The organism is Duganella vulcania, from assembly GCF_009857655.1.
Classification (GTDB): domain Bacteria; phylum Pseudomonadota; class Gammaproteobacteria; order Burkholderiales; family Burkholderiaceae_D; genus Rugamonas; species Rugamonas vulcania.
Genome location: NZ_WWCX01000004.1, coordinates 57481 through 80069, shown reverse-complemented (window position 1 = coordinate 80069; position 22589 = coordinate 57481). Strand labels below are relative to the sequence as shown.

General features: G+C 62.4%; 23 protein-coding genes. 9 read left to right on the top strand and 14 right to left on the bottom strand.

Annotation, left to right across the window (positions count from 1 at the left end):
* The first annotated feature begins 15 nt into the window (after positions 1–15).
* From GTP90_RS05640 to GTP90_RS05620, 5 genes are all read left to right on the top strand, one after another.
* Positions 16–807, top strand: coding sequence for a rhamnogalacturonan acetylesterase (locus tag GTP90_RS05640; RefSeq protein WP_161082574.1), 792 nt, complete (start codon positions 16–18; stop codon positions 805–807).
* Complete coding sequence (locus GTP90_RS05635; RefSeq protein ID WP_161082573.1) at positions 804–3431, top strand: pectinesterase family protein; 2628 nt, start codon at positions 804–806, stop codon at positions 3429–3431. The genes GTP90_RS05640 and GTP90_RS05635 overlap by 4 nt, the downstream gene beginning before the upstream one ends.
* Positions 3432–3441: 10 nt before the next feature.
* Positions 3442–5286, top strand: a complete 1845-nt coding sequence (locus GTP90_RS05630; protein ID WP_161082572.1) for a glycoside hydrolase family 28 protein — start codon at positions 3442–3444, stop codon at positions 5284–5286.
* A 118-nt stretch (positions 5287–5404) separates the two neighbouring features.
* On the top strand, positions 5405–5923 hold the full coding sequence (locus GTP90_RS05625) for a hypothetical protein (RefSeq protein WP_161082571.1): 519 nt from the start codon (positions 5405–5407) through the stop codon (positions 5921–5923).
* Positions 5924–5987: 64 nt separating this feature from the next.
* Positions 5988–6284: a hypothetical protein gene (locus tag GTP90_RS05620; RefSeq protein ID WP_254451742.1), complete on the top strand. Its 297-nt coding sequence runs from the start codon at positions 5988–5990 to the stop codon at positions 6282–6284.
* 10 nt (positions 6285–6294) lie between these two features.
* On the opposite strand, the gene GTP90_RS05615 is transcribed toward GTP90_RS05620, so the two are convergent.
* The 12 genes from GTP90_RS05615 to GTP90_RS05560 form a co-directional block, all read right to left on the bottom strand.
* Positions 6295–6567 carry a hypothetical protein gene (locus GTP90_RS05615; RefSeq protein ID WP_161082570.1) on the bottom strand — a complete coding sequence of 91 codons (273 nt, stop codon included), beginning with the start codon at positions 6565–6567 and terminating at the stop codon, positions 6295–6297.
* Positions 6564–6785 (bottom strand): hypothetical protein, encoded by a 222-nt coding sequence (locus GTP90_RS05610; RefSeq protein WP_161082569.1) that lies wholly within the window; start codon positions 6783–6785, stop codon positions 6564–6566. The genes GTP90_RS05615 and GTP90_RS05610 overlap by 4 nt, the downstream gene beginning before the upstream one ends.
* A gap of 85 nt (positions 6786–6870) precedes the next feature.
* Positions 6871–8484, bottom strand: coding sequence for a glycoside hydrolase family 43 protein (locus GTP90_RS05605; RefSeq protein WP_161082568.1), 1614 nt, complete (start codon positions 8482–8484; stop codon positions 6871–6873).
* The gene (locus GTP90_RS05600; RefSeq protein WP_161082567.1) at positions 8484–9362 is read right to left on the bottom strand and encodes an SMP-30/gluconolactonase/LRE family protein; all 879 of its coding nucleotides are present in this window, start codon (positions 9360–9362) and stop codon (positions 8484–8486) included. The genes GTP90_RS05605 and GTP90_RS05600 overlap by 1 nt, the downstream gene beginning before the upstream one ends.
* Positions 9350–10924 (bottom strand): aldehyde dehydrogenase (NADP(+)), encoded by a 1575-nt coding sequence (locus GTP90_RS05595; protein WP_161082566.1) that lies wholly within the window; start codon positions 10922–10924, stop codon positions 9350–9352. The genes GTP90_RS05600 and GTP90_RS05595 overlap by 13 nt, the downstream gene beginning before the upstream one ends.
* Positions 10925–10993: 69 nt before the next feature.
* Positions 10994–11905 carry a 5-dehydro-4-deoxyglucarate dehydratase gene (gene kdgD / locus GTP90_RS05590; protein WP_161082565.1) on the bottom strand — a complete coding sequence of 304 codons (912 nt, stop codon included), beginning with the start codon at positions 11903–11905 and terminating at the stop codon, positions 10994–10996.
* 137 nt (positions 11906–12042) lie between these two features.
* A complete protein-coding gene (locus tag GTP90_RS05585; RefSeq protein WP_161082564.1) occupies positions 12043–12810 on the bottom strand; it encodes a FadR/GntR family transcriptional regulator in 768 nt (255 codons plus the stop codon).
* A 157-nt stretch (positions 12811–12967) separates the two neighbouring features.
* Positions 12968–13786: an HDOD domain-containing protein gene (locus GTP90_RS05580; protein ID WP_161082563.1), complete on the bottom strand. Its 819-nt coding sequence runs from the start codon at positions 13784–13786 to the stop codon at positions 12968–12970.
* Between the two features lie 120 nt (positions 13787–13906).
* On the bottom strand, positions 13907–14488 hold the full coding sequence (locus tag GTP90_RS05575) for a TerD family protein (RefSeq protein ID WP_161082562.1): 582 nt from the start codon (positions 14486–14488) through the stop codon (positions 13907–13909).
* A gap of 18 nt (positions 14489–14506) precedes the next feature.
* Positions 14507–15205: a TIGR00266 family protein gene (locus tag GTP90_RS05570; RefSeq protein ID WP_161082561.1), complete on the bottom strand. Its 699-nt coding sequence runs from the start codon at positions 15203–15205 to the stop codon at positions 14507–14509.
* Between the two features lie 27 nt (positions 15206–15232).
* The gene (locus tag GTP90_RS05565) at positions 15233–15808 is read right to left on the bottom strand and encodes a TerD family protein (protein WP_161082560.1); all 576 of its coding nucleotides are present in this window, start codon (positions 15806–15808) and stop codon (positions 15233–15235) included.
* Between the two features lie 92 nt (positions 15809–15900).
* Positions 15901–16950, bottom strand: coding sequence for a DUF475 domain-containing protein (locus GTP90_RS05560; RefSeq protein WP_161082559.1), 1050 nt, complete (start codon positions 16948–16950; stop codon positions 15901–15903).
* Between the two features lie 104 nt (positions 16951–17054).
* Here GTP90_RS05560 and nhaR point away from each other — a divergent pair, with 104 nt between their 5' ends.
* Positions 17055–17966 carry a transcriptional activator NhaR gene (gene nhaR / locus GTP90_RS05555; protein WP_161082558.1) on the top strand — a complete coding sequence of 304 codons (912 nt, stop codon included), beginning with the start codon at positions 17055–17057 and terminating at the stop codon, positions 17964–17966.
* Positions 17967–17988: 22 nt separating this feature from the next.
* On the opposite strand, the gene GTP90_RS05550 is transcribed toward nhaR, so the two are convergent.
* Positions 17989–18639, bottom strand: a complete 651-nt coding sequence (locus tag GTP90_RS05550) for a hypothetical protein (RefSeq protein ID WP_161082557.1) — start codon at positions 18637–18639, stop codon at positions 17989–17991.
* Positions 18640–18830: 191 nt separating this feature from the next.
* Between GTP90_RS05550 and GTP90_RS05545 the strand changes: the two genes are divergently transcribed.
* Positions 18831–19295 (top strand): RrF2 family transcriptional regulator, encoded by a 465-nt coding sequence (locus GTP90_RS05545; RefSeq protein ID WP_161082556.1) that lies wholly within the window; start codon positions 18831–18833, stop codon positions 19293–19295.
* Positions 19285–20187, top strand: a complete 903-nt coding sequence (locus tag GTP90_RS05540; RefSeq protein ID WP_161082640.1) for an NAD(P)/FAD-dependent oxidoreductase — start codon at positions 19285–19287, stop codon at positions 20185–20187. The genes GTP90_RS05545 and GTP90_RS05540 overlap by 11 nt, the downstream gene beginning before the upstream one ends.
* Before the next feature lie 66 nt (positions 20188–20253).
* Here the strand turns inward: GTP90_RS05540 and GTP90_RS05535 are convergent, their stop codons facing one another.
* Complete coding sequence (locus GTP90_RS05535) at positions 20254–21129, bottom strand: hypothetical protein (RefSeq protein ID WP_161082555.1); 876 nt, start codon at positions 21127–21129, stop codon at positions 20254–20256.
* Positions 21130–21237: 108 nt separating this feature from the next.
* On the opposite strand from GTP90_RS05535, the gene GTP90_RS05530 reads away from it, so the two are divergent.
* Positions 21238–22575 (top strand): hemolysin family protein, encoded by a 1338-nt coding sequence (locus GTP90_RS05530; protein ID WP_161082554.1) that lies wholly within the window; start codon positions 21238–21240, stop codon positions 22573–22575.
* Positions 22576–22589 lie beyond the last annotated feature (14 nt).

The window sequence follows — 22589 nt, the reverse complement described above, 5'->3', positions numbered from 1 at the left end:
TCCCGGATACCGAACATGAAATTCCACAGCCTCCCCTTCGCCGCCGCCCTGATGCTGGCCGGCGCCAGCCAAGCCGCCGAAGCGCCGGCCAAGCCTGTCCGCGTGATCCTGGTCGGCGATTCGACGATGGCCAACAGCAGCGGCTACGGCGACGCCTTCTGCGCGCGCATCAACCGCGCCAACACCTGCCTCAATCTGGCCAAGGGCGGCCGCAGTTCCAGCAGCTTCCGCGCCGAGGGCCGCTGGGATGAGGTGGAAGGCCTGCTGCGCGGCGCTGCGGCTTATCGCGCCACCTATGTGCTGATCCAGTTCGGCCACAACGACCAGCCGGGCAAGCCTGGCCGCTCGACCGACCTGAAAACCGAATTCCCCGTCAACATGACGCGCTACGTGCAGGAGGTCAAGGCGCTGGGCGGCATTCCGGTACTGGTCACGCCACTGACGCGCCGCAGCTTCACCAACAAGGTCCTCGAAAACAACCTGCTGCCGTGGGCCGACGCGGTGCGCGCCATCGCCGCCGCACAGCACGTCGCGCTGCTCGACCTGAACGCCGACAGCTACGCCGCCGTGCAGGCGATGGGCGAGGACGAGGCGGATACGCTCGCCGTTGCGCCGCGTCCCGAGAAAATCACCGACGCCGCGCTGGCGGCCGGCAAGGTGGAAGTGGCCGGCGCGGCGAAATCCGCGTTTGACCGCACACACGTTGGCGCCAAGGGCGCGGCCTACTTCTCGCGGATGGTGATGGAAGAGATGAAGCGCGCCTTGCCGGAGACGGCGGGCCAGTTCAAGCCGGAGAGCGAGCAATGACGAGGCAGTTGTCGCCGGCGGGCATCGCCTTCCTGTTGGCCGCGTCGGGCATTAGCACCGTGCACGCGCAGGACACGCGCAAGGTCGTGGAGCCCATCGCGCCCATGGCTTGCGCCGTCCTGACGGCCGCCGACGATGCCGCCGGCAAGGACGATACCGCCCGCATCCAGAGCGCCATCGACAAGTGCGCGGCAGGGCAGGCGGTGCGCTTGTCCTCGCAAAACGAGAAGCACGGTTTCGTCGCCGGCCCGCTCGTGCTGCGCAACGGCGTCGGCCTGCTGATCGATGCGGCGACCACGCTGTATGCCAGCACCAACGCCAAACTGTTCGACCGGGGCGCCGCCACTTGCGGCACGGTGGATAAGCTGGGTAAGGGCTGCAAGCCCTTCATCACCGCCGACAAGACCAAGGGCAGCGGCATCTTCGGCGATGGCGCCATTGACGGCCAGGGGGGCCATGTGGTCGACGGCCTCCGGGAATCGTGGTGGCAGCTGGCCCGCCGCGCGCAGAAGGAAGACGCCCGCCAGAACGTGCCGCGCCTGATCGAAGTCACCAGCTCGGAGGACTTCACGCTGCATAAGATCACCTTGCGCAATTCGCCCAACTTCCACGTCACGCTGAACAACGTGGACGGCTTCACCGCGTGGGGCATGCGCATCGATACGCCGGCCACCGCGCGCAATACCGACGGCATCGATCCCATCTCGTCGCGCAACATCACCATCGCCTACAGCCATATCCGCACCGGCGACGACAACGTCGCCATCAAGGCAGGTGGCAATGGGCCGACCGAGAACATCTCCATCCTGCACAACCATTTCTACAGCGGCCATGGCATGTCCATCGGCAGCGAGACCAATGGCGGCGTGCGCCGCGTGCTGGTGGAAGACTTGAGCATGGAGGGCACCACGTCCGGCCTGCGCATCAAGAGCGACGTCTCGCGCGGCGGCGTGGTGGACCAGGTCCGCTACCGGAACGTCTGCCTGCGCGACGTCAAGACGCCGATCGACATCAGCACTCGCTACAATCCAAACGCCGAGGGCGCGCAGATTCCGGTCTACACCAACATCGCCTTCGACGGCGTGCATAGCGTGACGCCGGGCCGCGTCATCATGCAAGGCTACGACGCGCAGCCCCCCCTGCAGGCCACACTGCACGATGTCGGTATCGCCGGCAAGGCCGACCGGCGGCTTGAATTCTTGGAGCTCAGGGGCGACATCGCCGCCGCTTCCACCATCGCTTGCACCGAGCGATTTAGCGCCTTCCCTGCTGCCGCACCGGCCACCACGCGGCCGCAACTCACCATCGAACAATCCAGGCAGTATGCGTACAGCGAGGTGCTGAAGTACGCCGGCGCCGCCGGCAAGGAAACCATCGACCCGTGGGATCCGCTGGCGGACCCGCTGGCAAAAGGCGCGGCCTTCACTCCCGACTACATCGTCGACAAGGCCGCCAAAGCCGACGGCGTCAAACTGTTCCACACCGTGCAGGAAGCCGTCAGCCGCGCGGTCGCCGACAGCAAGGAGCATCCCGCCAAGCGGCTTTACATGCTGCTCAAGCCGGGGACTTATCAGGAGCTGGTCTACATCCCCGCCTCCGCCGCGCCGATCACCATGTACGGCGAAGGCAAGGACGCAAGCGCCACCAAGATCACCGCCAAACTGGACGCCTCCAACACCGGCGCCGACTACGCCCGGCAGTACGACGCGCAATTCGCCAAGGCCGCGCCGGCGGTGCAGGCCATGTATGCATCCATCAAGGACCGCGCGCAGATCGGCACCTTCGGCACCGCCACCGTCTGGGTTCAGGACAACGGCTTCCAGGCCCGCAACCTGACCTTCGAAAACGGCTATAACAAGGACACCGGCAACGCCCGCGCCGAAGCGCTCCCCAACATCAACAACATCCACCACCAGGCGCTGGCGCTGCAGGTTGACGGCGCCGACAAGGCACAGTTCGAAAACGTCCGCCTGATCGGCTTCCAGGACACGCTGTACCTGAAGTCGCCGCAGGTGGCGGCCACCTCGCGCAGCTTCTTCAACAACTCCTACATCGAAGGCGACGTCGATTTCATCTTCGGCGACAGCACCGCCTACTTCCACCAGACCGAAATCCGGTCGCTGGGCGACCGTGGCCTGTCCTACGCCGCCGCGCCGGACACGCACGTCAAAACCCGCTACGGATTCGTCTTCGACAACTGCCGCTTCACGAGCGACGGTTCGCCCAATGCACACAACGGCGCGTTCTACCTGCTGCGCCAGTGGTTCCACAACTCGCGCTGCACGCCCTACGACAAAGTCCCCGTCGATGGCTACGCCTGCACCTTCGGCCCAAGCAACGGCTACCAGGCGCCCAAAGGCACCATCGCCAGGAACTCACTGGAAGCCGTCGGCAAAATGGTGGTCATGAATTCGCGCATTGGTCCGCACATCAACCACACATCGCCATGGTCGGACTGGAACAAGAAAGGGACGCTGGCCTACCGCCCGGTCCAATACAACTCCGACGATCATTGGAACAACCTGGTCAAGGCCGGCATCGATCCCGTCACGGATCTCGGCTACACCGCAAAGCCATCGCCGGCGGAGATCTTCCTCGGTGAGTTCAACAACTCGGACGAATAGGAATCACCGCATGACGATCAACACCCAACGCCGCAACTTGATAAAAGCCCTGCCAGCCGCCGCCGGCCTGTCGCTCGGCATGCCGGCGCGCGCCGCCACCGCACCCGATCCCTGGCTGCAGGCACAGGCCATCATCGACCGCGTCTCCAAGCCGCTCATCTTCCGCAAGCAGGACTTCATCGTCACCGCCTACGGCGCGCGTACCTGCAAGCTCGCCAAGGTCAAAGCCTGGATCTCGTTCGAAGAGCAGGACACCGTCGACACCCCGGCCGCCGGATCGCGCGACTGCTACGCCGCCTTCAAGGCCGCCATCGCCGCCTGCCATAACGCGGGCGGTGGCCGTGTGCTGGTCCCCGCCGGGAACTGGTACTGTGCAGGGCCCATCGTGCTGCGCTCGAACGTCAACCTGCACCTGAGCGCGGGCGCCCACATCTACTTCAGCAACAACCCTGCGGACTACGCCAAGTATGGCGACATCGATTGCGGCAAGCAGGGCAAGCTGTCGATCTCGCGCTGGCAGAGCAACGACTGCCTGAACTTCTCGTCGATGATCTACGCCTACGGCCAGGACAACATCGCCCTGACCGGCGACGACTGGACCAGCACCCTGAACGGCCAGGGCGGCGTGCCATTCAACGAGCAGGGCGACTGCTGGTGGACCTGGAAAGGCAAACTCAAAACGCTGAACGCGGTGGCGCAAGGCTCGACACCCAATTTCACAAAAGGGAAAATGTCGGAGAACACCGAGAACCCGATGAACGCCGAGTCGCTGTCCACCATCGCGCCGCAGCTCACCGAAGCGGAGCGCCTGCTGATACAAGGCGAAGGCGCGCGCTGGCGCGCGGACGCGCAATACCTGCCGGCGCTGTCGGAAGCGGGCGTGCCGCTGTCCCGCCGCGTGTTCGGCCTGGGCCACTATCTGCGGCCGCCGATGATACAGCTGATCGGCTGCACCAACGTGCTGCTCCAGGGTTACCACGTCACGCACACGCCGTTCTGGCAGCACCACCCTGTCCACTGCCGCAATATCGTCATCCGCAAGGTGCATTGCGAAAGCCTGGGCCCCAACAGCGATGGCTTCGACCCCGAGGCCTGCGACCACGTGCTGATCGACGGCTGCACCTTCGACACCGGCGACGACTGCATCGCCATCAAGGCCGGCAAGGATCTCGATACGCAGTATGGGCCTTCGCAGAACATCGTGATCCAGAACTGCACCATGCAGAGCGGCCATGGCGCCGTCACCCTGGGCAGCGAGATGGCGGGCGGCATCCAGAACGTGTACGCGCAAAAGCTGGTTTTCCAGAACATCAACTGGGCCACCAATCCGCTCAACACGGCGATCCGTTTGAAGACCAACCTCAATCGCGGCGGCTACCTGCGCAATTTCTACGTGCGCGACATCTCGATACCGAACGGCGTGCAGACCAGCCCTTCGTTCTACGCATCGCTGCCAGGATCGCCGATACAATCGAAGACCGTCGCCACGGCGGCCGGCGCCATCGTCACCTTCGACTGCGACTACACGCCAATCAGCGACAACGTCCGCACACGGCCGCCGGTGGTCAGCAACGTCCATATCTCGAACGTGAAGGTCGGCGATGTGAAGGCCAAGGATGGCAAGGTAGTTTCGTGCTACCAGGCGATCGTGATACTCGGCCCGGTGGCCTCGGACTACAACGGCCCGCAACCGATGCCCGCCGTCGTTCCCGTCACCGGCGTCACCATCTCCGACTGCGACTTCGGCACGCCCGCCAATATGGAACAGCCCTGGTACCTCTACAACGTGCAGGGCCTGAAACTGGACAATGTCACCATCGGGGGCAAGGTCCATAACACCACGCTGTCCGCCTGATGTTCAACGGTGCCATTACGAGTTGGTAATTAATTATTGATTGACCATTTCGATATCAAAAAATTAAACTATCCGGGATAGGTGCGACGCCGTCGCACTTCAACTGGAGGGTACGGTCATGTCGCAAACAGGGCAATCCGAAGTCAACGTGCGGCCGCTGGTACGCGGCGGCGGTTTCTCCACCTGGCGCTGCTTCCTGGCGGCCGGCATGCTGCTGGCTTTTTCATCTGCCAGCTACGGCAACGACGCCGACGTCAAACAACTGCCGCAAGGGTGGACGCCGCTCACGGCAGACGCGGGGTTGACGGTGTCAGGCACATTCCAGCAGCCAGGTCATACCGACACTGCGGTCGTCGTGCAGAACGGCCAGGCCGGCGCCTACGGGCTGGCTGTGCTGCCGGGTGCCGCCGGCGACGGTGCCGCCAGCATCGTCAAGACCTTCAAGGACATCAAGGCCAATCCGCCGCACCTGTCGCTGGTTAAGCCGGGCAGTTACCAGCCGGTGTGCCATGGCGGCGGAAACTGCGCGCCACTCGCCATCGCCAACGAGTCGATCGGCTTGTGCTTCGGCGAGGCCAGTTGCGAGATCATCTACTACGCTGAAGGCGCGTATCACGAAATCCACATAACGGATTGAGCTCGCCCGTGGCGTGAGTGGGATTCGTCTATACTGGCGGGACATCCACGTCCGGGGATACGCCATGCGTTCACTGCTCCTGCTGCTGTTGTGGCCCGCCGCCGCGCAGGCGGCGCCTGTTGAAGCGCTCAAGCCGATGGGCTTCCTGGCGGGGCATTGCTGGAAGGGTGATTTCCCGGAGGGGAAGCAAAGCGACGAGCATTGCTTCCAGTGGCAATACGAGGGCAACGTGCTGCGCGATGTGCATACGGTGCGCGCGCCCGGCAAGCCGGACTATGTCGGCGAGACGATCTATTACTACGATTCGGCGGCCAGGCAGGTGGCCTTCTTGTATGTGGAAAACGGCGGCGGCTACAGATGAGGTGCCACTGTTACTTCTTGGAGCCGTTGGGAAAATAAAAGGAGATTACCAACGTAACGATTGGCAGGGCACCGATCTTAACCAGCTCCGAGAGCTGTGCCAACGCACTGTTACTCGGGAAGCAGGCATAGCCGGCAATGATGCCCGAAGAGATGATCGCGAGTCCCAGCAATATCTGCTTGGCGAATTTTAATCGGTCGCCAGCGGATACTTCGACACTGGGACGATCATGAAATACACTCCCAGGGATATCGACATCATGTTGTTCCGGCGAGGACATCATATTCCCGTCACAACGCCTACCGCTTGCAGCGTGTTGTCGGGTAGACGGCGAACCAAACCTAACGATGAACCATCGCCTTTCTGCTTCTCATCATAAGCAAGTTTTAGCAAAGCAAAAGCACGCAGCATTGCTTCGCCTTTGCTGATCCCTCTGGCACAAGAGATCATATTGAGAACATCGTCGACTTCAGGGGACATTTCCACAGTCATGCTTCTCATGATGCACCTCCGTCGCAGCACACGTAGTGAAAATTATACTGCGCCTTTTTCGGTCGCTTTGTTTGAGAAAAACCAAACGGACGGACTAGGGTGTGACGTGGAAATAATCGATGTCGACGTGGCCGCCACCCGTGGCGAACAGGCCCATTTGCGCGCCTACCCAGCGGCCCATCCGGGCGGTGAAAGGTTGGCCCATGACGACGTAGTTCCGCTCATCGCGGCTGAATGAGAAGGTCGTTGCGCCGCCTGGGCGCACCTGCATGCGCAGCCATATCTGCGGCCCCGCCAGCTCGACGCCGGCCTCCTCGCGCTCGACGCACGCGGTGTCGGCTTTGTAGCAGCTGACCAGCGCCAGCCTGGCCTTCCCACCTTCGCGGCGCGCGCCCAGCCAGGCGTAGTCGGCGCCGTACATGATCAGGCCCGCCTTACCGCCTTCGCCCAACGCACTCACATCGATCCGCGTCGTGACGGTGAATGATTCGGCCGGCAGCTTTTGCAGAAGCAGCGACGGCGCATCCCACAGATTGCGCCCGCCCTGCTCCTGCTGGCCGTACAAGCGCAGATATCCAGCGCGCGTGGACAGCGAATACCACTCCGGCTTCCAGTTCGCGTTCCACTGCCATTGAAGGCCCAGCGACGCGCCGTCGAATTCATCGTTGGTCGCCGGCGCTGCGGCGGCATGGCCAGCCACCGGCTTGCGATACCGCGACACCGGCTGGCCTGTGCCGCTGCCATCGACATCCTCGCCGATCACCGGCCAGCCATCGCGCCAGTGCATCGGCTGCAGATGCACCACGCGGCCATAGGCACGCTTGTCCTGGAAGTGGATGAACCAGTCGTCCCCCGCCTGCGTGCGCACCCACGCGCCCTGATGCGGGCCGTTGACCGGTGTGCGTCCTTGCGCCATCACGATCCGGTCCTCATACGGGCCGTCGATGCGGCGCGAGCGGAACACCGACTGCCAGCCGAATTCCACACCGCCCGCCGGCGCGAACACATAGTAGTAACCGTCATGCTTGTACAGCTTGGGCCCTTCCAGCGTGGTGTAGTTGGGTAGCCGGTTGCCGTCGATGACGGTCTTGCCCGCGTCGTCCAGCATGCGGCTGGCGTCCGGCGCCATGCGGCGCAAGGTCAGTTGATTGGCGATGCCGGCGCGGCTCTTGGCCCACGCGTGCAGCAGATAGGCCTGGCCGTCGTCGTCCCACAGCGGTGCGGGATCGATGATGCCTTTGCCCGCCAAAAGAAGGCGGGGCGCGGTCCACGGGCCGGCGAACGCCGTCGCCGTCATCACGTAGACGCCGAAATCGGGATCGGGATAGAAGATCCAGAACTTGCCGTCGTGGTAGCGCAGGCATGGCGCCCACACGCCCTTGCCATGCTGCGGCGATGCGAAGACAGTCAACGGCACCTGCTGCGGCAAGGCGTGGCCGACCAGCGTCCAGTTGACCATGTCCGGCGATTGCAGCAGCGGCAAACCCGGCGCGTTGTTGAAGCTGGAGGAAGTCAGGTAGTACATGTCGCCGACGCGTATCGCGTCGGGATCGGAATAGTCGGCGTGCAGCACCGGGTTTTGATACCGGCCGTCGCCCAGGTCGGGCATCCACGGCTGCGGCGCTGGCCGCACGGCCGGCGCGCCGCACGCCGCAAGCAAGGCCGCAAACAACAAGGGCAGTAGCCTGTTCAGCGCCTGCCCCTTCATTACAATCCGAACGGCGTTTCCGCCACGCCCTGCACGCCAGGCCGCAGCAGCACGACCGCGCCGCCCCACTCCGCATCCTCCGGCTTGCCGGAGACGATGGAGGTGACCATCAGCGTGTCCAGATCCTTGCCGCCGAACGCGCACATGGCCGGCTTGAGCATCGGCACGTCGATGCGGCGATCCAGCTTCCCGTCCGGCGTGAAGCGCAGCACGTAGCCGCCATCGTTCCCGCAAATCCAGTAGCAGCCGTCGCTGTCGATGGCGGCGCCGTCGGGACGGCCCGTGTACTCCGCCATGTCGGCAAACACGCGGCGGCCGGAAGGCACGCCGTCGTCAATGTCGTAATCGAAGGCCCACACCATGCGCCGCGCCGGATGCGAATCCGACAGGTACATGGTGCGGCCGTCCGGCGAAAACGCCAGGCCGTTCTGCGTGATCAGCTCCGACACCATCGGCGCCGAAATGCCGCGCGCGGCGTCGTAGCGATACAGCTCGCCGACCGCGCGCGCGGCCGACATGTCCATGAACATGGTGCCGCTCCAGAAGCGCCCCTGGCGGTCGCAACGGCCGTCGTTGAAGCGCATGCCTTCGCCCAGGCCGGCGGCGGGCGTCGCCAGCTTGATCTGCGCGGCGGCTTCCGCCTCGCCCAGTTCAAGACTGTAGATGCCCGTCTCCATGCCGGCGATCAGCCCACCGCCCGCCTTGGCCGCCACGCAGGCGGCCATTTCGGTGGTGGTCCAGAAACGCACCGCGCCGCTGGCGCCGTCGAGGCGCCAGACACGCCGGGCGGGGATATCGACCCAGTACCAGGCCGATTCCGCCCTGCTCCACGTTGGGCTTTCGCCCACCGTGCAGCGGATGTCGCTTACCCGTTCCATGCCAGGTCGCCGTTGACAACGCGCGGGATGTTTTGCGGGTTGGCGTCGGCCAGCGATTCAGGCAGCAGGTACGAAGGCACATCCTGGTAGCACACAGGGCGCAGGAAGCGGTCGATGGCCGAGGCGCCGACCGACGTCGTGCGGCTGTCCGAGGTCGATGGGAACGGACCGCCGTGCACCATCGCGTGCGACACTTCCACGCCGGTGCCGAAGCCGTTGAACAGGATGCGGCCCACTTTGCGTTCCAGCACAGGCATCAGGCGCGCGGCCAGTTCGCGGTCGTCGGCGGTGGCGTGGACGGCGGCGGTCAGCTGGCCTTCCACGTGTTCGGCCACGGCCAGCATCTGCGCTTCATCGTCGCAGACGACCAACAGCGAGGTCGGTCCGAAGATCTCGCCTTCCAGCGCGGTGTTGGTCAGGAAGGACTTCGCGTCCACCTGGTACAGGAAGGCTTGCGCCGCGCATGGCGCGTCGGTGCCCTGGCCTGCGGCCACCTGCTTTACGCCGTCGACCGCGGCCAGGCCGCTGACGCCGGTGACATAGGCCTTGTGGATGCCAGGGGTCAGCATGGTGGTCGCGCTCTTCGCGCCCAGCGTGCCGGCGGTGGCGGCGACGAAGGCTTGCAGCTTGTCGCTCTTCAGGCCAATCAGCAGGCCTGGGTTGGTGCAGAACTGGCCCGAGCCCAGCGTCAGCGAATCGGCGAAGGCTTGCGGCAGCTTGGCGTTGTCCAATGCGCCCGGCAGCAGGAAGACCGGATTGATGGAGCTCATTTCGGCGTAGACCGGGATAGGTTCCTTGCGCGCGGCGGCGGTGCGCATCAGCGCCATGCCGCCGGAACGCGAGCCGGTGAAGCCCACGGCCTTGATGGCGGGATGGCTGACCAGGTTCTGGCCGATGGTCTGGCCGGAGCCGATCAGCATCGAGAACACGCCTTCCGGCATGCCGCATTCCGCGGCGGCCTTGGCGACGGCCTTGCCGACCAGTTCAGAGGTACCCAGGTGGGCCGAGTGGGCCTTGACCACGACCGGGCAGCCGGCCGCCAGTGCCGACGCGGTGTCGCCGCCGGCCACCGAGAACGCCAGCGGGAAGTTCGATGCGCCGAACACGGCGACCGGGCCGAGGCCGATCTTGCGCAGGCGCAGATCGCTGCGTGGCGGCGTGCGTTCCGGCAGCGCGCTGTCCAGCGTGGCCGATTGGAAGCGGCCATCGCGCACCACTTTCGCGAACAGGCGCAATTGGTTGCAGGTGCGTCCGCGCTCGCCTTCCAGGCGCGCTTGCGGCAGGCCGCTTTCCTGCATCGCGCGCTCGATCAGCGCAGGGCCGATGTCCATGATGCGGTCGGCGATCGTTTCGAGGAACTTGGCGCGCGCTTCCAGGCCGGTGGCGCGGTAGATGTCAAAAGCCTGGTCGGCCAGTTCGCAGGCGCGCTGCAGGTCGGCGGCGCTTGCCAGGCCGAAGGCCGGTTCGATTTCCGCGTTACGCGACGGATCGACCGCCTTCATCGTGCCTTCTTTGCCCATGACCGCGCTGCGGCCGATAACCATTTCACCAGCAACTTGCATAATGACTCCTCAAAGTGTGAAAAGCGCGGCCGAGCCGCGCTTGTTTTATATTTGTCGCCGCCGCAGGGATTACTGAGCGCCTTGTTTGCGGATCAGTTTATCCAGCATGTCGCATTCTTCCGCGGTCAGGTCGGTCAGCGGTGCGCGCACAGGGCCTGCATCATGGCCTACCAGGCGTGCACCCGCCTTCACGATACTCACTGCGTAGCCAGCCTTGCGGTTGCGTATCTCCAGGTATGGCAGGAAGAACTCGTCCAGCATGCGGTTTTGTTCGGCGTGGTTGTCCGACGCGACGGCATGGTAAAAGTCCATCGCCAGTTTCGGCATGAAGTTGAATACCGCCGACGAGTATACCGGAGTACCCAAAGCCTTGTACGCGGCCGCGTAAACTTCGGCGGTCGGCAGGCCGCCCAGGTAGCTGAAACGGTCGCCCATCTTGCGCCAGATCGAGACCATCAGCTCGATGTCGCCGACGCCGTCCTTGAAGCCGATCAGGTTCGGGCAGCGGTCGGCCAGCTTGGCCAGCGAGTCCGGGGTCAGGCGGCAGTTGGCGCGGTTGTAGACCACCACGCCCAGGTTGGTGGCGGCGCAGACCTGGGCCACGTGTTCGATCAGGCCGTCCTGGCTCGCCTCGGTCAGGTAGTGCGGCAGCAGCAGCAGGCCTTGCGCACCAACGCGCTCGGCTTCCTTGGCGTAGGCAGCGGCCACGCGGGTCGGGCCGCCGACGCCGGCCAGGATAGGCACTTGGCCGGCGCAGGTGTCGACCGCGGTCTTGATGATGTCGGTGTATTCATTGGGCGTCAGCGAGAAGAACTCACCGGTGCCGCCGGCGGCGAACAGCGCGCTGGCGCCGTAGGGAGCCAGCCATTCCAGGCGCTCGATATAGGTCGACTTGCGGAAGTTGCCTTCAGCGTCGAAGTCGGTGACCGGGAACGACAGCAGGCCGGAGGAAAGAATTTTTTTAAGGTCATTCGGTTGCATAAGGTCTCCAATAATCGACAGCTCAGGACGGGGGTTCGACAGCTTTGTGCCATCTGTTGTATGACATCGTACAACTATAAACGCTTGTGAGCAAGCGATTTAGCGAAATCCGCCGAATCGCCCCGCTGGCGTGGTTTTTATGCCGGCTGGTCGGCGACGATGCCCTCTTGCGCGCGGCGCAGGCGCTCGCGGCTGTTGCTCAGGTGGGTGCGCATGGCGGCGCGGGCCGCCTCGGCATCCTTGCGCAGGATGGCGTTGTAGATGTCGTCGTGCTCGCGGTTCAGGCGCTCCAGATACACGGCCGGATCGTCGTGCGCCAGCTGCGCCGAATTGACGCGGGCACGCGGGATGATGGTGTTGCCCAAGTCGCTGAGGATGTCGACGAAATAGCGGTTGCCGGTGGCTTGCGCGATCAGCAGGTGGAAGGCCACGTCGGACTCGACCGAGCCGGGACGGCCCTGCGCGTTTTGTATGCGCTTGAGCACGGCGCCCATCTGCTGCACCTGCTCCTCTGTGCGGCGGGTGGCCGCCAGCCAGGCCGCCTCGGTTTCCAGGCTGATACGCAGCTCCAGGATGGCCAGCACGTCGCCGATGGTGCGGATGGTGTCGGCCGAGATGCGCAGGTTGGCCGGCTGCGGCTCCAGCACGAAGGTGCCGATGCCGTGGCGGGTCTGCACCAGCCCGGCCGCCTGCAGGTGCGAGATGGCCTCGCGCACCACGGTGCGGCTCACGCCGTGCATCTCCATGATGACCGACTCGGTCGGCAGCTTCTCGCCCGGCTTGATCGTGCCGGCCTGGATGCTGCCGGTGAAGGCCTCGACCACGCCCTGGGCGAGGTTGCGGTGCTTCTTCTTCGGCACGAGGACGGTGGGAGCGGTCATGGTGGCAGCGGCGGTATGGTTCATGTTTTCTGATTGTTGTATGACGACTGTTAGCATACACGCTTCTGGCGTGTCGCACGATCCGCATATTGCCAGACTTTCGGCAACAATTGTGCCTTAGACACTATTTTTGGCGCGATTAGTGGCCGCAGACTAGCTTGGAAACAACTCCAAACAACACTCAGGCCAGCAGCGCGGCGCTCATGGAGGCGGCCTCGTCGGAGGAATCAAACAGGATTTGGTCCAGCGTGGCGTTGTCGTCGACAAAGCCGGCCAGGCTGGCGTGCTCGCGCTGCGGGGCCAGCGGCGACGGCACGGGGGCCAGGTGCTTGGCGATCAGCAGCGTATCGCGCAGGCCCAGCGGGGGCGGCGTCAGCGTGGCGCCGCGCAGCGAGACGATGGCCTGGGCGACCGGCTCGGGGATCGCCATCTTCTTCATGATTTCGCGGGTGATGATTTCCTGCGCCGCGCCCATCCAGTCTTCCGGGTCGTCGAGCAGGCCAGGGATATCGTCGGCGCGGGCCAGCAGGTAGAAGCCGCCCGCCGCGTGCACGATGCCGGCGAACAGCGCGGTATCGGCGTCGGTGCGGGTCAGCTTGCGGGCGATCACGTGGGCCAGCGCGGCCACATGGGCCGAGTGGCGCCACAGCTGTTCGGCCTGGGCGCGCAAGGCGGCGTCACGGATGCGGCTGCCGAACTGGCGTACCACCATCGCGGCCGCCATCGTGTACAGGTTGCGGAAGCCGACGCGCTGGACCGCAGCGCGCACGCTGGTGACGGGTGCGCCACCGCGATTGAACACCACCGCATTGGCCAGCGCCACGGTGCGCGCGGCCAGCAGCGGCTCGCCCAGCACCTTGCGGATCACATCTTCGGTATCGCAATCGGGATCGGCCAGCGCCAGTTGCAGGCGCAGCGCGGCATTGACGCTCGTAGGAAAAACCAGCTCCCCTTTCGAAGCTTGAGCAACAATCTCGGCATAATCTCGCAGTTTTTCCATAGCAACATTATACCGTGCAATTTGGGGTCAAGTCTGGCATTCGGACACGAGCTCTGCCGTAGAAGGCCTCTACGGCAGAGCTCGTGTCCGAATGCCAGACTTGACCCCAAGTTGCTGGTGTTACAAGTGGGCGGCGATTTGCGGCAGCAGTTCGTCGAAGGTGCGGCCTTTGCCGTTTTCGCCGATGGCGTGCATCTTCCATTCGCCGTTGTGGCGGTACAGCTTGGCCATGATCTGCGCCGAGTGCGGGCCTTGCACCGACAAGTTGAAGCGCGCCACTTCCTGCCCGCCGCTGGCGTCCACCAGGCGGCAGTAGGCGTTCTCCACCTGCGCGAAGGTCTGGCCGGTGAAGCTGTTCACCGTGAACACCAGGCTCTTGACCGTGGCCGGCACCGCGTTCAGGTCGACGTTGATCTGCTCGTCGTCACCGTCGCCGGCGCCGGTGCGGTTGTCGCCCGTGTGCTGGATGCTGCCATCCCTGCTCTTCAACTGGCGGAACCAGATCACGTCCACCGGCGCGCCGGATTCGTTGAACATCACGCACGAGGCGTCCAGGTCGACCGCTTCGGTCTTCGAGCCGAAGCCCAGGAAGCCCTTGCTCTTGATCGCGTCCCAACCCAGGCCCATGGTCACGCGCCCCAATGCGCCGCCTGATTCCTTGGCCAGCGAAATTTTCTGGCCCTTGCTTAAACTGACTGACATCTTGAATCTCCTGTGAAGTTACTGTGCAACGCCGCGCTGCGCCCAGGCCTGGAACGCCGCGCCGTTGCGCGAGCAGATCAGGATCTTGCCCTGGCCGGAAAAACGCAGCACCATGCCTTCGCCGCTGGTCTGGCTGTTGACCAGATTGCTCAGAAAGCCGCTGTTGCCGCCCGTGGTGACCGAGATTTCGTAGCGCAGCGCGCTGTCCCATGCCACCACATGCGAGTTATCGATAATCACATCGCGACCCGGCGTGACCTCCAGCTGCGAGATCGAGCCGAAGCCCGATACCGCCACCTGGCCGACGCCCGCGGTCTCGGTGATGAAAAAGCCGCCGCTCTGCGCGAACAGCGCATTGCCCAGGCTTTGGGTACGCACCTTCAGCTCGACGCTGGAGGTGGCGGCGACGAAGGCGCCGTCGCTCAGCATGTACTGCCGCTGGCCGACGTCGAGCACCTGCATCGCTCCCGGCAGCCGCGGCGCCAGCAGGCAATCGCCCTCGCCGCGCACTGCCTCGATGTGCTGCTGGAAGAAGGACTCGCCGTTGGCGAAGCGGCGCATGAGTGCCGCGCCGATGCCGCCGGTGACCTTGCCCTTCAAATCGAGCGCCGCTTCCATCATCACCATCGCATCCGACTCGCAGTAGATTTTTTCACCGTGAGCCAGCGAGACATGCAGGAAGGGATCGATGTCGCCGGTGATCGAAAATTTAGGCATGATTGAGTCCTCTCTTATTCCATCAAATTAAACGCGTACGCCGAACGACGATGCCAACGGACCCAGGCCGCCCTTGAAGCCCTGGCCGACGGCCTTGAACTTCCAATCGGCGCCGTTGCGATACACCTCGCCGAAGATCATCGCCGATTCGGTCGAGCCGTCTTCGGACAAGTCGTAGCGGGCGATCTCGCCGTTGCCGGCGCCGTTGACGCAGCGGATAAAGGCCTTCTGCACCATGCCGAAGTTCTGGCGGCGCTCGTCGCCCTCGTGGATCGTCGCGCAGATGGCGATGCGTTCCACGTCGGCCGGCACCTTGGTCAGGTCGATGGTGACGGTTTCGTCGTCGCCATCGCCGGCGCCGGTGCGGTTGTCGCCGGAGTGCGTCACCGACTGGTCGGACGATTTCAGGTTGTTGTAGAAGATGAAGTCATTGTCGGCGCGGACCTTGCCGTCCACTTTCAACATGAAGGCCGAGCCGTCCAGGTCGAAGTCCTTGCCGTCGGTGTTGCGCACGTCCCAACCCAGACCGACCACGATTTTCGACAGGCCTGGAGCTTCCTTGCTCAGATTAACGTTGCCGCCTTTTTGCAGACTGATTGCCATGATGTGATGCTCCTAAAAAGAGAACCGGACTTTGGGTACTACAGGCGGCGGGCCGTGTCCGTAATTAACGGCCCGCCGAATTCTTGAATACGTTATGCAGCGATGGCGACGGCGGCTTCCTGCTTGCGGCGGTGACGCACCGAGGACCACAGCGAGGCAGCGATGAAGGCCACACCAATCAGACCGGTGAACAGTTCCGGGATGTGGTACTTCATACTCGCCAACATGATCGCGGCCAGGATACCGATCGCATAGTGCGCGCCGTGCTCCAGGAAGACGAATTCGTCGAGCGTGCCTTTCTTCACCAGGTACACCGTCAGCGAGCGGACGAACATCGCGCCAATCGCCAGGCCCAGCATGATGATCACGACGTCGGTGGTGATGGCGAACGCGCCGATCACGCCGTCGAAGCTGAACGAGGCATCAAGCACTTCCAGGTACAGGAAACCACCGATACCGCCCTTCTTGACCAGGTCACCGACATTGCTGCCTTCTTCTTCCTTCTCCAGCAGGTTGCTGACCGCGTCGACACCGACGTAGATCAGGATGCCCCACAGGCCGGACACCAGCACCACCAGCTTCTGCGCTTCGCCTACCAGGCCCATGGAGCCCAGTAGGACAGCCAGCGCAATCATTACCGAGATCGAGGACACCTTGCCCAGCGAGCCGAGTTTCTTCTCGACGTTGCCCAGCCAGTGGACTTCTTTCTCGTCATCGAACAGGAAGTTCAGGAACACCAGCAGCAGGAACATGCCGCCGAATGCCGCCACTTCCGCGTGGTGATTCGTCAGGTGCATCGAGTACGTTTTCGGGTCGTTCAGCGCCAGGTGCCACACGTCCATGATGCCGATGTCCGCGGCCACCGCCACAATCACCAGCGGGAACAGCAAGCGCATGCCGAACACCGCGATGATGATGCCGACGCCGAGGAACAGCTTCTGCCAGTAGGCGTCCCAGGTCTTGAGCACGGAGGCGTTGACCACCGCGTTATCGAACGACAGCGACACTTCCATCGCGGCCAGGATCGCGGCGATACCCACGGCGGACAAGGCGCCGCTCCATCCGGTCAGTTCGTAGCCCCACCAGCCCGCAGCCGCAAGGCAGAGGAACGTGACGAGGAAAGACACTTTGAAGTGCTTCATGTTTTTCTCTCTTGGTTATAAATCGATGGGATGCAGTGTAGAGAACAAACGGTTTTTAAAAAATAGAAGATAATTGAAGTATTACTTCATAAAAGCAGAAGATCATGAAAACCAGCGGACTCAATTTCCGGCATCTTTACTTCTTCTGGATGGTGGCCAAGGAAGGCGGCGTCACGCGCGCGGCCGAGCGCCTCGGGCTGGCCGTGCAGACCATCAGCATGCAACTGGCATCGCTGGAACAGTCGATCGGCAAGCAGCTACTGGAGCCGCAGGGCCGGCGCCTGGTGCCGACCGAGGCGGGCAAGCTGGCGCTCAGTTATTGCGACCAGATCTTCCTGCTGGGCGACCAGCTGCAGGATGCGCTGGACGAAGCGGAGGCGGACAAGATGCGCCTCACGGTCGGCATCTCGGACTCGCTGCCCAAGCTGATCGCCTACCGCCTGCTGCAGGCGACGCAGCAGCTGGAGCAGCGCGTGCGGCTGGTGTGCATGGAGGATGAATTCGAATCGCTGCTGGCCGATCTGGCGCTGGGCAAGCTGGATGTGGTGCTGACCGACCGCGCGGTGCGCGCCGGCGGCAGCCTGAAGGTGTTCAGCCACCTGCTGGGCGAAAGCGACATGAAGCTGTACGGCGTGCACAAGCTGGCGCGCAAGTACCGGCGCAACTTCCCGGCCAGCCTGCACGGCGCGCCGCTGCTGCTACCGACCCGCAACAACGCGCTGCGCGGCCGCATCGACGCCTGGTTCGTGCAGCACCAGGTGCGGCCGGACATCGTCGGCGAGTTCGAGGACAACGCCATGCTCAACACCTTTGGCCGTAACGGCCTGGGATTGTTCTTCGCGCCTTCCGCGCTGGCGCACGATATCGAAGAACAGTTCGGCGCCGTGCTGGTGGGCGACGCGCCCGAGTTGCGCGAACAGTTCTTCGCCATCTCCAACGCCCGCAAGATCACACACCCGGCCATCGAGGCCATCCTGTCGGCGGTCCACAGCGGGCCTTTCGCCATCGCCGAATAAGACCAGGGCCCCGACTGGGAAGCTAGTCAGAAGTTGGATATTTTTTCCACTCTTCTTCCAGTTCCCGGCGAGTTTGGTCTACGACGTCCTTGCCAACTGTCGCACACTCATGGAGTGCTGGCCCTGATGGGCCCGGCAGCACTTTGATCGCGGTATCTACCGCTCCGGATAATTGCCGAGGACGCTCCCCGGCAAAGCACATACGCCAAACATCGACATTCAATTGCGCCCTGTTGGGAGCGACGCTCCAGGCAACCAACAAGCCGTCGTTTGTCCAGGCAACCTTTCCTCCCTTGCCGGCAACCTTTTTCTGCCTCTGTATCCAATCATTGGCAAATCGCATATCGTCAAAATGGATCTGCGCCTCTTCCACAACGGTTCGGCTTATGCCTTTGCATTCCCGGCGAAAGAAGGAAGGCCCGGCGGGGTCGTAGATACCTAGCCCGCCAAACCAACGCCCGGACCGCGCCCTCATCTTGCTGCTCAACTTACAGCCATCAAATTCGTAACTACGGTCAAATCCATCGCCGGCTACTATTTTCATGGTGTCGCCATCCACGCTCGCAACAATGCTTGAGCCCTTATGCATCACGAGCTCGGTAGCGGCTTGAGCGCTGGAACCCAGCGCGAAGAAAAACAAAGCGACAAAAGCGCGGCCAGATACCATTTTCATTTCCATTCTCCCGATTGGGGACCAGTGTCACCCGCCCGGCCCGACGGGCCGGCTTATGGCGCCTACATGATATTACGTTGATCGACCTTCCGCCGTATAGCCTCCACCGCTGGGCTTAGTCGCCGTCTTGCGAAGAACAAATGCAATTCTGAAGCTTGATCTGCTCCACATCATGTACTATCATTAGTTACATGAGACGAGACAACAAGCTTTCTTCCGTGCTGCACGTGCTTTTACACATGCAATACATCGATCGACCACTCACCTCCGAAGAGCTCGCGGGCTATCTGCATACGAACGCCGTATTGGTAAGGCGTGTGCTAGCGGGATTGCGGACCCGCGGCTACGTCGCATCAGACAAGGGGCATGGAGGCGGCTGGACTTTAAGTTGCAATCTTCAAGAAGTAACTCTGCGAGATATCTACGAGGCAGTAGGCGCACCCGCCGTCTTCGCAATGGGAAATCGGAGCGACAACCCCTCATGCCTAGTCGAACAGGCGGTCAACAACGCCTTGAACGGCGCATTCCAGGAGGCTGAGCAGTTACTCATCAGCCGGCTCGGCGACGTCACCCTGGAGGATTTGTCGACGGACTTCAATCTTCGCTACGCGAAGCATAAACATTCAAAGGATCCGCATGAACACCATGACCTATGACGTAATCGTTATCGGAGGAAGCTACGCGGGGCTATCCGCCGCTACTCAGATAGCTCGTACAAGACGCCCCGTTCTGGTCATCGATAGTGGACAGCGCCGCAATCGTTTCGCTACACATTCGCACGGATTCTTAGGACAGGATGGGCGCGCGGCTGCCGATATCGCAGCTGACGGGAAGGAGCAATTGCTACGCTATCCAAATGCCGCCTGGGCAGCCGCAAAAGCGCTCAATATTAAAAAAGAAGAAGGCTCGTTCTTGATTCAAACCGACAGCGAATTAATAAAGGGGAAGCGCGTTATTCTGGCGACCGGCGTAGTCGATGAGCTACCCGCAATCGAAGGACTGAAGGAGCGCTGGGGGAAAACCGTCTTTCACTGTCCTTATTGCCACGGCTATGAATTGAACGCCGGCCGCATCGGTGTTATCGCAAGCGGCGAACTATCGATGCACCATGCTCAGATGTTGCCTGATTGGGGTACCGTCACCTTGTTCACCAACCAAAGCTTCATTCCGGATGAGGCTCAACGCAAGACCTTATTCGACCGAGGTGTCACGATTGATGAAAATCGCATTCGTCGCATTAGCGGTAATGCGGATGTGGAGTTGGAAGACGGCTCGACGAAACAGATGAATGGCCTTTTCACGCTTTCCCACACGCGCATGGCCAGCCCCTTGGCTGAACAGGCGGGTTGCGCTTTTGAAGCGGGACCTCTCGGGAATTTCATACAGGTCGATCTCATGACCAGGAAGACCAGCGTACCAGGCATCTATGCCTGTGGCGATGCGGCGCGAGCAATGGGCAACGTAGCTCTGGCAGTTGCAGATGGCGCGCAAGCTGGCGTAGGTGCACATTTTTCGCTACTCTTTCCCGAGCATATGGCCGATCAGTGACCCAACGCCCAGACCGCGCCCTCATCTTGCTGAGCGGTAAAAGCGCGGCCAGATACCATTTTTACTTCAATTCTTCCGGTTCGGGACTGTATTCCCGATATTGACCTGAAATTCTGCAAGCAGTGAATCGATAGTTTTCCCGTAAGAGAGTTCTAACGCGCGACTGAACTCCGTACCGGAAAGCAGCAGCTTTATCAGCTTTTCAAAATCAGCCGGATGCGAATCGTGCAGGTAGTGCACAAACAACGCTCCTACTCGGTACAACAGCCAGTTCGCCCCGCCGGTCTTGCCTACAGCGTCGCGTGGGTCTTTCGTCTTGAACCAATAATCAACCGCTCCCGATAGATACGCCTCTTTTTCTTTCACACTGATCTGATGGAAGACATCCTTCTCGTGCGTGTACGCAGCACCTCCGTTCGCCACAAAAACAGCCAGCCCCTCTCTGAACCAAAGTGGAATGTTCTCAATAGACGACTTTTCGCCGAGATGGGTATAGAAAAGATAGTGGGTCAGCTCGTGGGTGGTCAGTTCGCTAAGCGACGACTCGCCCCCCTCGAAGGCGCCGGGGGATAAAAAGAGCTTGCCCCAATAAACGGCAGCCCTGACATTTTTTGACAAGAAAACATATTCATTGAACGTTTCCTGCGATGAGCAAACATACACACCTACCCTGTCCACAAATTTTGATTTAAGGATGAGCTCCACGCTATCCTGGCTGCGTTGCAGTATTTGTTGGACCGCTATGGCGTTTTCCTTTGCGTTCTCTTGATACCGAACCCGTGGGTCGGTCGAAAGCACGATAAAGTCATCCGTGGACTTGAATTTCGCTCTCAACGCTTTCAATAGCATCGGCTGGCTTAGCACTGCAGTTGCCGCCAAAAACAAGATAAGAAAAAATATAGAAACGGTGATTTTTAGAATTCTCGGCTTCAGTTTCGTCATAAGGTAGGTTGCCCTTGATCGTTGCGATAACTCCGGTTTTTGCGCTGCATTGTGGCACAGTCGTTTAAGATGCTGGTTTCGACTACCTGAGCTCCCCGCTCGGACCCTATGCAAAACCTTCTGCTTGTCGTGCTCGCCGTGTTCCTGGTCGCGCTCAATGGATTCTTTGTGGCGGCCGAATTCGGCATCGTCACGCTGCGCAAGACGCGCGTGCGCGCCATCGCCAAGACGCAGGGGCTCAAGGGCCGCATCCTCGGCAAGGTGCACGGCGAACTGGACGCCTACCTGTCCGCCTGCCAGCTCGGCATCACCCTCGCCTCGCTGGGCCTGGGCTGGGTCGGCGAACCGGCCTTCGCCGGCCTGCTGGAGCCGCTGCTGCACGCCATCGGCGTCAGCTCGCCGGAAATCGTCCACGGCGTGGCCTTCGTGTTCGCCTTCTGCGTGATCTCCTTCCTGCACATCGTGGTCGGCGAGCTGGCGCCGAAGTCGCTGGCGATCCGCATGCCGGAAGCCATCGGCCTGTGGAGCGCGCTGCCGCTGTACGGCTTCTACTGGGCCATGTATCCCTTCATCTGGGTGCTCAACGCCAGCGCCAGCATGGTGCTGGGCCTGGCCGGCCTGTCGGGCAAGGGCAGCCACGACAGCCACTATTCGGTCGACGAGCTCAAGCTGATCCTGCGCACCAGCCGCCCCGGCGAGAAATTCAACGAGGACGAGCGCAACATCCTGGCCCATTCGCTCGATTTCAGCGACCTGGCGGTGTCCGACCTGATGCGCCCGATTAACGAGGTGATCGGCCTGTACGCCAACCGTCCGCTCAACGACAACCTGCAGACCATGCTGCGCAACCGCTTCAGCCGCTATCCCTACTACGACAAGGACGGCGAGACCGTGCTGGGCGTGGTGCACCTGAAGGACCTGTTCTTCGCCCAGCAGTCCGGCAAGCCGGTGACCGACCTGGTGCCCTTCCTGCGGCCGGTGGAGACGATTTCCGCCCGCACGCCGGCGCTGGAGCAGTTCCGCCGCTTCCGCGACGGCGCGCCGCACTTCGCGCTGATCGGCGAAAAGGGCAAGCGGCCGCTGGGCTTCATCACGCTCGACAACCTGCTGGGCGCGATGGTCGGCGAGATCCACGACGAGTTCCGCCTCAACGAGAACGACTGGCTCAAGCAGCCCGACGGCACGCTGATCGGCAAGGCCAGCTTGCCTATCTTCTCGCTGGAGCGCACACTGGGTATCGATATCGAAAATGAGGACCTGGGCCTGGAAGAGGTAGAATCCGTAGGTGGCCTGATCATGCTGAAGCTGGGCGACATCCCCAAGCAGGGCCAACGCATCAGTTTCCGCAATTTCGACATCGTCGCGAAGAAAATGAACGGCCCGCGCATCCTGCTGGTCAAGGTCATCCCCAAGGATGACACCGAGGACAACGCGGACCAGGACTAACCCGGTAGGAGGCG